This is a genomic window from Massilia sp. CFBP9012 (assembly GCF_034045115.1).
GTDB lineage: Bacteria > Pseudomonadota > Gammaproteobacteria > Burkholderiales > Burkholderiaceae_D > Telluria.
The window spans coordinates 50,897-64,447 of record NZ_JAXCWM010000022.1 but is presented as its reverse complement, the minus strand read 5'-3'; the positions used below and the strand labels follow the sequence as shown (position 1 = coordinate 64,447).

Below are 13,551 nucleotides of genomic sequence, written 5' to 3'. Positions count from 1 at the left end.
AAGGTGGCCGTATCCTGCAGGCTTTCGATGTTCAGGTCGCCGCCGACTTTCGCGACCACCTGTTCGCCGCTGGCGACAGCGCCCTTGATATTGGTATCCCCACCGCTTTCGATGGCGAGCTGCTTGCCGGCAGTGACGTGCGAATTCAGTTGCGTGGTGCCCTTGCCGTCTTCTTTTCCCTTGCCCACACTGGCGCTGGCGGTGAAGCCGATCGAGGTGCCGTTGCTGCCGAAGGACGCACCGATGCCGGCTGCCGCACTCATGCTGCTGGTATCGGTGTGCTGGCTTTCCTGGTCCTGGGCCGCGACGAGGTTGACTTCGTTGTCGGCCTTGAGCTTGATATTGCCATCGGCAGTAAGATCGCTGCCGATGATATTGATATTGCTGTCGGCGCCCCCGCCGGTGGCAATGATGGTGAGGTCGTTGCCGGCCTTGAGCGTGCTGCCCACGTTTGTCAGATTGTCGCTGGTCCTGCTGGTCTCCGATTCGGAATGGCCAACCGTGAGGCTCACACTAACGTTCAAACCATTCTGGGCGATGTCGCTGGCAGCGTTCCTGACTGCCAGTGCCGCTGTCGCCGCGGCTAGCGCCTGCACCCGCCCGTCCTTGGACTCGGATGCCGCCTCTCCCACCGTCTGCAATGTCTGCAGCGCGCCGACCACGGTACCGCCAACAGCCAAGGTAAAGCCGTCCTGCTTCATGCTCTGGTCGAACTTGTCGTGGACATTGTCGCGTCCCGGATCGATCGTGACGCTTTTTCCTTCCAGCGTCATATCGTGGCCCGCGTACAGGTCGCTGCCGCCGACCTTGATCGCCTCGCCGGCCTTGATATTCAGGTTGCCGTCGACCGAGCCGACGATGCTGCGCGCATCCAAACTCTGGGTCGTCGCGTCGCGCGACTGGTCGGTCGTCGTGGTGCGCTCGCCGTAGCTGATGCCAAAGCCTCCCCCACTCAGGAAACCGCTTTCCTTGACCTCCTTATGGTGCCTCTCCGTCAAGGTATTGGTGCCGGCCTCGATGTTGACAGCGCCGCCCGCGACGAGATCGACATCGCCAGTGCCGGCGATAAAGCTGCCGCGCACATTGATATCGTTGCCTGCATTGACAGCGATCGTGTTGCCTGACAGGCTGCCGGCAACCGACTTGCTCAGGTCAACGTAATCTGTCTGTTGCGTCGTCTCGTTACGCAACATGCTGCTCGAGGTGCGGTTGATCGCTGTGTCCGACAGATGCCGCTCCTGGGCCGAGACCAGGTTTACATCATCGGTCGCCGACACCTGCAGCGCATCTCCGGCCTTCAGGTCGCTGGCCACGATATTGAGCGAACCCGCACCGCCAGTGCCAGCCTTGACTGTGAGGTCACCCGCGGAAGCCACACCGGCGCCGATCACCGTCTGGTTCTGATGCACCTGCCTGTCGTACACTTTGCTCGACGGATCGTTGTACTGGCTAGTATTGACCTCGTTAGCCACCGCCGCGATGTTCACGTCCTTGCCCGCCGAAAGCCAACCCGTCCCGCTGCCGCTCGTCCCGATCGCCACCTGGGTCCCCGTCAGGTTCAGGCTGCCCCCCGCCTTCATCCCCAGGTCGCCGCCAATATCGATCTGGCTAAGCTCGTGCTTGATGCTGCTGTCGTTCTGCGTATAGCCGCTGATCTGCGACTCGTAGGTGCTGCCGGTCTTGATCGTGTCGAAGCGAATGTCGTTGCCTGCCGTGACGAACGCGTTGCCAGCAGTGATCTTGCCGGCCAAGTCGACCAGATCCCGTCCCGCCTCGATGACCAGGTCACCAGTGGCGACGATGCCGGCCTGGTTCGACAGAGACGTGTGGCTGCCGCCGTTCTGCGACGTGGCCCAGCTCTCCTTGACGGTCAAGGACTCGTTGCGTACGTCACCGCCAGCCTTGATGGAGACGCTGCCGCCAGCAATGGTGCCGCCGCTATTGACGATATCCCTCCCCGCCACCAGCACCGTCCGACCGCTCCCCCCATCGATCACCCCGCCCAGGTTGGCGATGCTCTCGGTGACGTTGATCGACACCCCATCCCCGGTCACCAGCGCGCCGCCCGCCTTCACCGCGTCCTTGCCGGCGTGCGCCACATACACCTTCGGCACCAGCACGGTCTCGACGCTGCCGTCCGGCAGCTGGACGTTCTCGCTCACCATCCACACGATGTCGCTGGTCAGGTGCGCGACCTGGTCGGCGCTCAGGCCGATGCCCGGGCGCAGGCCGAATTCGTGCGCCGCGCTGGCGCCATTGGTCAGGAGTTCCTTGTAGATGCTGTCGTCACTGGCGCCCGACGACGAATGGCCGGTCAGCTCGGACAGCTGCTCGCGTACCAGGCGCTGCTCGTAGAAACCGTCGCCCAGGCGCTTGTGGGTCGCGTTCGGGTCCATGCCAATCTGGTTCAGCAGATAGTCGCTGCTGGTCCACTGGCCCTGGTTGGCGAACTGCGGGCGGGCTTCGAACAGGTAGTCGCCCGAGGCGTCCGGGTTCTGGATAAACAGGCCTCCCGCCGCCACCTGGCGGGCGCCGGCTACGCCGGCGCCGTGCACGCCGGTCGCGCCCTGGACCGCGCCGGCGCCGCCGCTGCTGCGCACGTCGCCAACGCCGATCCGGGCCTGGTTGTTTCCACTGACGGACATGACCCGCCCATCGTTGCGCGCACCGCTGGCGCCGGCGTCGCCTTGCGCGGCCAGATCGTGGCCGGCGCCACTGGCGTCGGCTGTGCCGCCCGCCGCGAGTCCGTTCTGCACGCCGCTGGCGCCGCTGGCCGCGGACGCCCCCAGTCCACTCACACCGCCACTTGCGGCCTGGGCGCCGTTGATATCCACCCCCGCATGGCTTGCGCCGCCCCTGACGCCGCCTTCCACGCCGCCGCCGCCACGGCCGGTCGTGGCCTGGGCTCCGGCGCTGCCGGCGCCGCTCTGGCCGCTGCCGAGCACCTGCACCGAATCGCGGATATTGCCGGCCGTGCCGGCCGTGACGTCGACGTTGGTGAAGCTGCGGCCGGTGATGCTCACGCCCTGCTCGCCCTTGATGGTCCCGGCTGCCGAGCCGATCTCTTCCGACAGGCTGGGATGCGTGTACGCCACCTTGTCGCCGGCTGCCGTGTACCAGTAGCCATCGAAGGTGTGCTTGCGATACAGTGTCGCGCCTTCGTTGCGGATGTCCGACGTGCCCAGGATATCGAGCCGGCCGCGCGCCTTGATGTCGCCATACTGGTTGTCGAGCGTGCTGTTCACCGTCAGCCGCATATTCCCGCCCGACAGGATTTGCGACAGCGGGCCCGATCCAGGGGCGATCTGGTCCTCGACCGCCGTATGATGGGCTTCGCGCCTGACTTCGAGCTTGTCCTTCACCGGCGCCAGCGCTTTCAGTTGATCCCGCAGCAGCGTCGAGGAAGGGTCGTAATAATCGGGCTGGGTGATCAGTCGCACGCATTGGCTGCTGCAGTTGCCGTAGTCGCTCGAGAATTCCACCTCGTTTTCCCACTTCGTCACGGTGCCCAGACCGGCCTTGACATTGTTCCTGGCGCCGCCCTGGTCCGGGTTGGCCATCGCGTCCTTGGAGAAGTAGTAGATTTCCCGCGTGCCGTTTGAGCTCGACAGGCGCTCCTGCATTCCATACGCCGTATGCAGGCCGCTGGCCGCCACATAGAACACGGAGTCGTTGGCATGCGTCCTGATGACCGCCCGGATCACGGTATAGCCGTCCGGCGTCACGTAAGGCGTCTCTTCCAGGATGTCGCTCTGGTCGACAAAGTACACTTCGCGCGGGATGTAGTTGGCCGCACCCGTCTCGAAGCTGTCGTGGTTGTCTCCATGCGAGTACCACCCCGGCAACGACATCGCGAAGGTATCGTTCACGGTCTCCACCTGGTGGATACGCACGTTCTCGCGGATGTTCTTGAGCGTGTCGACGTTCATCGCCAGGTCGCCGCCCGCCTCGATGGTCGATGAATGGTTGTTGACCAGGCCTGCGGCGCCGCCGCCGACGCCGCCGATGGAAAGGCTGCCGCTGCTGTACAGTGTCGCGCCGCCTGTATTGTTCAGCGCGCCGGATACGCCCAGGTCGAGCGAGCGCGTGGCGCCGACCAGCGCCTGGCCGCCCGTATTGTCCAGGTTGCCGGTCTTGATGCCGACCTCGCCCCCGATGATCGCATTGGTGTTGCGCACGTTCGCCGCTTCGATGTCGAGCCTGGCGTCGCCCTGGATCTCGCCTGCGTTATCCAGGTCGCCGCTCGCCTTGATCGCCACGCCCTGGCCGCCAATGGTGGCGCCGGCATTGTTGGTGATCTGCTGGCCCGACAGCGTCAGCGTGCCGATCGCCTCGAAGTTGGCGGTATTGGTGATGTTGCCGGTCACGGTCAGGCTGAGGTCGCGGTTCGACTGGAACTGCTGCTCGCCGCTGCCATGCACGTAGTCGCCGTCCATCGTCAATGCCAGGTCGCGGCCGCCGAACAGCTGCCCCATGCCGGCCATCGCGCCGGTCGTCACCACCAGGTCGCGGTCGGTCGCGATGCGGCCGCCCTCGTTGCTCATCTGCTCGGTCGTCAACGCCAGGTCGGCGCCCGAGCCGTTGCCGGTGCCGAGCTGGCCGCCATTGTTGTTCACCTGCCGGGCATTGATCACGACATTGCCGCCGGCAAGCACCTGGCCGCTGTTGACGAACGTCGCGCCGGCCTGGTCGAAGGTCAGCGTGCCGCCGCTATTGACCTTGCCCTGGTTGGTCCACTGGCGGTCGATCGCAAGCAGGGTGTTGGCGCCGGAGGCAATCACGCCCGCCGCGCCGTTCTGCAACTCCTGGCCGGTCAGCAGCAGGTTGCCCATGGCCGCGATCGTGCCGTTGTTCAGGATGCCGGCCTGGCTGGTGAGTCTGGTTTCGCCCGTGCCCAGGTTGGCGATCCGGCCGCCCCCGTTGTCGATGGCCGCGCTGTCGATCGTCAAGCTGGCGTTGGCGCCGATCGTCTCGATCGTGCCGCCGTCGTTGTTCAGCGTGCCTTTCGCGGTCGCGCTCAGCTCACTGCCCGCCTGCAGCGTGCCGCCACGGTTGTCGAGGGCGCCCTCGAGGGTCAGGCCGGCCTTGCCGTCCGCCAGGATCGCGCCATTAAGGTTGCTCAGGCCGGACGCGGTCACGACCACGTCGGCGCCGGAGTTCTTCACCGTCGAGATGCGGCCGCCATCGTTGTTGAAGGTATTTACCTTGAAGTTCGCATGGCCGCCGGCGTCGACCTGGCCGCTGTTGACGAAGCTGGCCCCCGACTGCGCGAAGGTCAGCGTGCCGGCGCTGCTGACGCTGCCGGCATTGGTCAATTCGCGGCTGGCCTCGAGCAGCATCGCGCGGCCGGCGCCGATCTGGCTGCCGGCGCCGTTGCGCAGGCTCTGGGTGTCGAGCGTGAGCGCGCCGTTGCCGGCGATCGTGCCGTCGTTGACGATGCTGGCGCTGCCCTTGACCAGGGTGTCGCCGCTGCCGCCGTTGACGATGCGGCCGCTGCTGGTGATGGCAGCGGCCCGCACGTCGAGCGTGCCGCTGGCGGCCTCGATCGTGCCGCTGCCGTTGGCGATGTCCTGGCCCGCCTCCAGCGCCAGGCCGCGCCCGCCGTGCAGGGTGCCGGCGTGGTTGTCCACGCCGCCGCGCACCTCGACGTCGAGCCGGCCGTCGGCCGCCACCTTGCCGCCGGTATTGCGCAGGTCTCCCGCCGCGAGCGCGATGCCGGCGCCCGAGCCGCTTGCGGTATACAGCTCGCCGCCATTGTCGATTTCGGCGGCGCGGATATCGATCGCACCGCCGGCGCCGATACGGCCGCTGTTGATGAAGGCGGCGCCGGCCTGGTTGAAGTGCAGGGCGCCGCCGCTGCTGATCGTGCCGCCGGCATTGTCCAGCCGCTGGCGGATCGCCAGTTCGAGGGCGGCGCCCGCGATGATGGTGCCGCTCGCGCTGTTGTCCAGCGTCAGGCCGGCCAGGTCGAGCGCGCCATTGCCGCCGATCGTGCCGCTGTTGACGATGCCCGCCAGGCTGCGCACGTCCGTCAGCCCGAAACCGCTGTTGACGATCCTGCCGCTGTTAGCGATCGATCCGGCCTGCATGGCAAGCGTGCTGGCCGCGCCGGTCGCCTCGAAGGCGCCGCCGGTGTTGACCAGCGCGCCGCCGGCGCTCGCCGTCAGCCGGCCCGGCGTCTGAACCTGTCCGCCGCTGTTGTCGATGGCGCCGCCGGCCGCCAGGCTGGCGTCGCCGGCGGCGACGATCTGGCCGCCCCGGTTGCTCAGCTGCGTCACGCTGTCCAGCGCGATGTCGGCGCCGTCAGCGGTGGCGATCTGTCCGTTGTCGTTGACGATCACCTGCGCATGCAGCGCCATGCGCTCGCCGGCGACGATCTTGCCGCTGTTGGCAAGGCGCGCCGCCGCCTGGTCCATGTCGAGCGTGCCGGCGCTGCTGAGGCTGCCCGCATTGTCCAGCACCCGGGTCACCTGCAGGTCCATGGCTCCACCTGAGGCAACGGTTCCGGCGGCGCGGTTGTCGAGCGTCTGCGCCAGCAAATCCAGCCGGCCGTTGCCGGCCACCAGCCCGCTGTTGACGATGCTCGTGGCGGCCTCGATGCGGGTGGCGTCGCTGCCCGCGTTCACCAGGCGTCCGTTGCCGTTGTCGATGGCGTGGGCGGTCACGTCGAGCAGGGTGGCGCCGTCGGTCGCCTCGATCGCGCCATCGTGGTTGAGCAGGCTGCCGCTGACCGCAACCTGCAGCGCCTGGACCGCGCGGATCGTGCCCTTGCCGTTGTCGAGCGTGCCGTCGGTGTCGATGCGCATGGCGCCGGCCGCCACGATGGCGCCGCCGGCATTGACGACGTCGCCCGTACGCAGCGCGATGTCGCCGCCGCCTTCCGCGGTGGTGACCAGTTGGCCGCTGTTTTCGAAGGCGCCGGTGTCGAGCGTGGCGTCGGCCCCGCTGACGATCTGGCCGCTGTTGCGCACGTTTGCCGTCGCGGCGCGCACCAGCAGCGCGTCATGGCTGCTCACCAGGCCGGCGTTGACGATGCTGGCGCTGGCGTCGATCTCGAGCCCGCGTCCGGCGGCGATGGTGCCGGACGCGGCGTTGTCGATGCTGGCGGCGGCCAGCGTCACCTGGCCGTTGCCGGCCACCAGGCCGCGGTTCGCGATGCTGCCGGCATCGATGCTGGTGGCGCCGGCGCCGACGTTGACCAGCCGCCCGCTGCCATTATCGAGCTCCCCCGCGCGCAGCGCCAGGGTAGCCGCAGGATCCAGCGCCTCGATCACGCCGGCATCGTTGTCGATCTTGCCGGCTGCATCGAGCGCGAGCGAGCCGGCTGCCTGCAGCGTTCCCTCGCGGTTGTCGATGGCGCCGCTGCTGGCAATCGTCGCATCGGCGTCGGACAGGATCAGGCCCTTGCGGTTGCTGATATCGCCGCCCTCGATGCGCAGCGCCGCGCCGGAACCGCCTGCCGTGGCCAGTTGGCCGCCGTCGTTGTTCAGCTCTCCGGCGCGCATGGCCAGCGCGCCGCGCGCGACCACCAGGCCGCTGTTGCGCACCACCGCGTCCTGGGCGCCGATGTCGAGCGTGGCGCCGCTATTGACGGCGCCGCGGTTGTCCATCGCGGTTCCGATGGCGACCTGCATGGCGCCGCTGGAGGCGATCGTTCCCTGTGCCTCGTTGAGCAGGGTGCCGGCCGCCACATCCAGAGTGCCGTTGCCGGCGATCAGTCCGTTGTTGACGATCGCGTCGCCGGTCACGGTGGCAGCGCCAACGCCGACGTTGACGATGCGCCCGCCGCCATTGGCGACGGTGCCGGCCTGCAGCGCCAGGGTCGACGCCGACCCGCTCGCCTCGATCAGGCCGGCGTCGTTGTAGAGCGTGGCGCCGACGGCCACGTCCATGCGGTTGACTGCCTGCAGCGTGCCGCCGGTATTGTCGAACCCTTCCGTCACCTGCACCGCCATCGCGTCTTCGGCCATGATGGCGCCGCGACGGTTGCTGACGCTGTCGGCCTGCAGCGCCAGGCTGGCGCCGGAATCGAGCGCGGTCACGATCCGGCCGCCGTCGTTGTCGAGCCGTCCGACTGCCAGGGTGGCGTCGTCGCCGGCGACGATGACGCCGCGGTTCTTCACCGACGCCGTCGTCGCGTCCATGTCCAGCGTGGCGCGGCTGCTGATCGTGCCCGCGTTGTCCAGGCTGCCATGCAGCGTCAGTTCGAGCGCGGCGCCCGCGGCGATGACGCCATCGGGGCTGTTGCGCGCGTCGTGGGCCTCTACCGCCAGCTTGCCATTGCCGGCGATCAGGCCGGTATTGTCCAGCGTGGCGGCGGCGCGCACGCTGCTGTCGCCGCTGCCGGCGTTTACGATGCGTCCGGCGATGTTGTCGATCGCGCCGGCGTCGATCGCCAGGGTCCCGTGCTCGCCCAGCACCTCGATGGTGCCGGCCGCGTTGCTCAACTTGCCGCCCACCCGCGCCCGCAGCGCGTCGCCCGCCTGGACCAGGCCGCCGTCATTGTTCATCTCGCCCGCGATATCGAAGCGCGCCGCATCGCCCGCCATCACGCGTCCGCCGCGGTTGTCCAGGGTATTGGCCGCCAGCGCGATGTCGGCGCCATCGAGGGTGAGGATCGCGCCGCCCTGGTTGTCGATGGTGTCCACGCGCATGCGCATGTCGCCGCCGGCAGTGATCGTGCCGCGGTTTTCCAGCAGCGCGCCGCCCTCGTCATAGGTCATGGCGCCGCCGCTGCTGATGGCGCCGTGGTTCACCAGACGCTCGCTCACGCCCAGGTCGAGGGCGCCGTGCGCGGCGATGTCGGCGCCGGCACGGTTCTCGAGCACGCGCGCGTCGACCGTGAGCGCGCCCCGGGCGCCGATGCTGCCCCCGTTATCGATCGTGCCCGCCGCCTTCACGACCGAGTCGCCGTGGCCGGTGCTGACGATCCTGCCATCCAGGTTGTCGATATTGCGTGCCGCGACGTCGATCCGCTGGCCGCCGATGATGTCGCCGCCTGTATTGTCGAGATTGCCGCCGGCTTTCAGTCGCAGCTCGCCCGCCGCGTCGATAACGCCCTCGACGTTGCTGACGCGGCCGGCCACCTCGATGCGGGCGTTGGCGGCGGCCTGCAGCGCACCGCCGTCGTTGTCGAGGCGCCCGGTGTCCACCAGTAGCGCGCCCGCGCCGCCGCTGGCGGTCGCGATCGTGCCGCGGTTGACGATCGCCCCGTTGTCGATGAGCAGGTCGTCCTGCGCCAGGATACTGCCCTGGTTGTCGAGCTCGGCGCGCGCGCCGCGCACCGCCAGCGCCGCGCCGCTGGCGATGCTGCCGCGGTTGGTCAGCAGGGTATCGACGGCCAGCGCCATGGCGGCGGCGGACACGATGCGGCCCTTGTCCTCGTTGGCCAGCCGTCCGGCCTCGATGTCGAGGCTGCCATTGCCGCCGATCAGGCCATCGCTGGTGATGACCCCGGCCACGATCCGGGCCGCCCCGTCGCCGGTATTGACCAGCCGGCCGGAGGTGTTGTCGATCGAGGCCGCCTCGAGCGCCAACGTGGCGTGCGCGCCGAGGGTCTCGACGGTGCCTGCCCGGTTCAGCAGCCGCCCGCCGGCCGCGACCTCGAGCGCGCTGTCGGCCTGGATCAGGCCGCGCGAGTTGTCGATCGCGCCATCGGCCCGCACCGTCGCCTTGGTACCGGCGACGATGCGCCCGTTGCTGTTGTCGATCGACTTGCTGGCCAGCGCCAGCGCGCCCTCGGCGCTGACGATGCCTTCGCTGGCGTCCAGGTCGCCGGTCGCGATGCGGGCGTCGCCGCCGATGCGCCAGACGCCCTGCGTCGCGCTGGCGGCGCCGCTGACCAGGTCCAGGTCGCCGCTGACGTTCAGCGTGCCCCGCGCGCCGCTGATGCTGCCGGCGCGCAACTTAAGCGCCGATGCCGTATGGATCGCGCCGGCCTGCTGTTTCAGTTCGCCGTCGACCACGATCGCGGCCGGCGCGGCACCGACGTGGCGCAGCATGCCGCCGCTATTGTCCAGCGTGGTGGCCTGCAGCGCGAGGCGGCTGGCTTGCAGCAGCCCGTCGACGTTGTCGAAGCCGCCGGTGACGACGTCGGCCGCGCCGCCCACCAGCAGGCTGCCCGCGCGGTTGCCGAAACTGCCGGTCTCGACCTGCAGCGCGTCACGTACCTGTAGCGTGCCGCCGGCATTGTCGAAGCGTGGACCGCGCACCTCCAGCTTCTCCAGGTGCGCCTCACCGCCGAGGTTCATGAATTGCCCGGCGCGCACGCCAACGCCGCCGCTGGCCTCGATCCGGCCGCCGTCGTTGTCGAGCAGGTCGGCCTTCAGCATGCCGTCCGCCACGACCGGCGCCGGCGTTGGCGTTGGCGTTGGCGTTGACGCTTCTGACACGATTGGCGCGGCCGGTGGCGTTCCCGCTCCAGCATCCACCGGCGTGTCCGCACCGACTGGCGCCGCCGGCGCTGCCGGCGATACTGTGGCAGGCGCGGCGGCGGCCTGGCCCAGGGTGCCGCCGCCGTTCGACACGGCCTGCGCCTCCAGGCCCAGGGCCATGCCCCCGGTCTGGACGATGCTGCCGTCGCGGTTCGTCAGCGTGGTGGCGGCGATCTCGATGCGATTCGCCTCGAGCGTGCCCATGCGGTTGTCGAGCGCCCCCTCGAGGACGATCCGGGCTTGGCCGTGGGTGGCCAGTTCGCCCGCGTTGCGCAGCTCCTGCGCCGCCAGCGCCAGGCCAGCGCCGGCGAGCATGCCGCCCTCGTTCTCGATCGCCCGTGCCTGCGCATCCAGGCGTTCTTTCGCCTCCATCGTGCCGCGGTTTTCCAGGCGGCCGCTGCTGGTGACGACCAGGTCGCCGGCGGCGGCGCCGATCTCGCCGGCATTGCGCACGCCGACCCCGGCTTCGGTGCCCACCAGCCAGATATGGTTGGCGTACATGCCGCCCAGCCGCGCGACGTCGATCGCATAGGACGGCGCGTCGGTGTGGCTGGCGCCCGCCGGTGTCACGACGGGAGCCGCCTCCGGTTCATCGCCAAGGCCCACCCGGTTGACGCCGGCGACGATGTCCAGGCGCTGCGCCCACAGGCCGGCATTGAGCTGGACCGAGCGCGCGATGAGCGCGGTGTAGTCGGTCTGGCTGGCGTTCAGGCCGGCCCCTTCGATGGCGATCACGCCGCGCTGCACGTCGAAGCCGGTGAGCCGTCCATCCACCATCTGCGGCGCGCCGGTGCTGAGGGTGGCGCGGCTGACGTTGATGAAGCCGCCGCCGTCGACCACGATGCCGGCCGGGTTGGCGATCACGGTTTCGGCGCGTGGCCCGGCCACTTCGACGAAGCCTTGCAGGCGGCTCGGATTGCTCGAATTGACCTCGTTCAGGATGACCCGCGCGCTGCCCTCCTTCATCCAGGGATTGGCCTGGACCCAGCCGCCAAGCTGGGTCTGGACGTCGGTGCGGGCGTTGTTCAGGATGGCGCCCCCGTGCGGCACGTCGAACTGCGCATAGACGTTGCGCGACACGCCGGCTGCGCTCGGGGTCTGCACGTTCACCTGCAGCACGCCGTTGGCCGTGCGCAGGACGGTCGCCTGCTGCTGGCCGGGTGCGCGCGGGTCGGCCACGATCTGGGCCAACGCCGCCCCGCACCACAAGGCGCCGCCGAACGCCGTCCCCAGCAGCAATGCCAGGCGCCGCAGCAACGGTGGCCCGCCCATGCCGCGCATCCCCGCCGGTGCGCACGTCTCGCCCGGGCTCTTGCCCTGGCTGCGCGCGGTTTCCTGGACGGCCATCAGCATGCCGCGGGCCTGGTTGAAGACGAGACGGTAACGGAGCTTGTTCATGGGTGTCAGTAGTCGTAGTTCAGGTTGAAGCCGGTGGTCACGCTGGCGGTGCGAAAGCCTTCGGGACGGTCGACTGGGGCGCCGGCAAACAGCTCGCCCTGCAGGCGGCCCCACGCAAAACGCCAGCCGACGGCGGCGCCGCTCAGGCGCGTTCCCAGCAGGCGCTCGGCGCCGGGGCCGGACACCTGGCCATGGTCGATCGCCGCATACAGCTGCTGGCGGGTGCCGGGAAGCGTCCAGGCCAGGTCGTTGCGCAGCAGCCAGCCGCGCTCGGCCGACAGGCTGGTTTCGCCGTCGAAGCCGCGCACGGTGTAACGGCCGCCGATGGCGAAGCGGTCCTGCGGCACCAGCGGCGTGCGGTTCCACTGGCCGCGCCAGGAGGACGACCAGGCCAGGTCGCGCGTGAGCGGCAACTGCAGGGCCAGGTCAGCGGTCAGCAGGCGCGGGCGCGCCGTGCCCTCGCCGTAGGGCTCTTCCGGCGCCGCCAGGGTCCCGAAGGCGCCGGTGCCGATCTTCCAGCCCAGCGCGGCGTCGAGCGTGGCGCGGCCGATGAATTCCTTGTGCGCGATGCCGAGCACGAAGCCGCCCATGCGGCGGCGCTGCACCTCGACTTCGGTGTCGTCGATGAAGTTGTGGCTGCGGCGCTGGTAGGCGCGCACCGAGAGCGTGGTCTTGCGCACGGCGTCGCGGTACACCAGGCGCGCCGCTTTCAACTCGGTGTTCAGGCTGCTGCCGCTGTAGATGTAGTCCTGGTTGGCGCCGGCCACGCTCTGGTGGTAGCGATAGTCGTTGACCTGGGCCGAGAACAGCCAGTATTGCCATGGCACCGAGTAATGTGCCGCATAGCCGCGCGTGCCGTAATCGCCGGACGGGCTGTCGCCGGGCAGGTTATGGTTCAGCGTGAGATAGAACAGGTCCTGGAAGCCGGTCGGATTGTCGACCGACAGCGTGACCCCGCCCTGGTAGGTGCCGGTGGCCTGGCTGCCGCTGTCGTCGAGCGACACGGCAAGGCGATAGGCGCGGCCGCCCCGCCACTGGACTTGCAGGTCGCTTTCGCCGGGCAGGTCGGCCGGCACGATCTTGATGTCCGCTTCGGCGCCCGGCACCCGCTTGAGGTTCTCCAGGCCCTGCTCGATCGCGCGCAGGTTCAGCAGGTCGCCCGGGCGGGCCGGCAGCGCGGAGCGCCAGTGTCCCGGCTCGGCGCCGGCGAAGCGGATCGCCCTGATCCGCCCGCGCACCAGGGTCAGCTGCAACCGGCCGTCCCGCAGGTCTTGCGACGCGGCGACCACCCGGGTAGTCACATAGCCGCGCGCGACCAGTGCATTCTGGACTTGCCCGACCAGGACGTTGATGCCGGCGCTGCCCAGGCAACGACCGCGGCCGGGGCGCGCGGCGTCCAGCGCCCACGCGAAATCCTGGGCGCCTTCTCCTTCGAGCTCGACCGTGTGAATGAGGAAGCAGGGAGACTCGGCGGCGGGATAGCCGGCCGGCGCCGTCGGCGCACCTTGCAGGCGTACGTCCGGCTGGGCCTCGTCCCGCTTGCGCCGGGCTTCCTCGCGCTGCTGCTGGAGTTGCAACTGCTGCTCGGCCAGCGCTGACACATCCTGTGCAAGCGCTGGAAGGGAGAAGCTGGCGACGAACAGGGCGATCGACGCACAGGGGCGAAAATAATGCGGAAGGACTGACATTTGTTTCCATGCGGCAACTCAACTGCGGGGAG

General features: G+C 69.2%; 2 protein-coding genes. Both read right to left on the bottom strand.

The features are described 5' to 3' along the window. A partial coding sequence (locus SOM61_RS25595; protein ID WP_320476681.1) for a two-partner secretion domain-containing protein occupies positions 1-11,831 on the bottom strand: 11,831 nt, incomplete at its 3' end. A gap of 5 nt (positions 11,832-11,836) precedes the next feature. Beyond that, entirely contained in the window at positions 11,837-13,519 is a 1,683-nt protein-coding gene (locus tag SOM61_RS25590) for a ShlB/FhaC/HecB family hemolysin secretion/activation protein (protein ID WP_320476680.1), read from the bottom strand. Positions 13,520-13,551 lie beyond the last annotated feature (32 nt).

Excerpts from the sequence above, each read along its gene's own strand:
- SOM61_RS25590 (WP_320476680.1), bottom strand. The coding sequence starts at position 13,519 with ATGTCAGTCCTTCCGCATTATTTTCGCCCCTGTGCGTCGATCGCCCTG.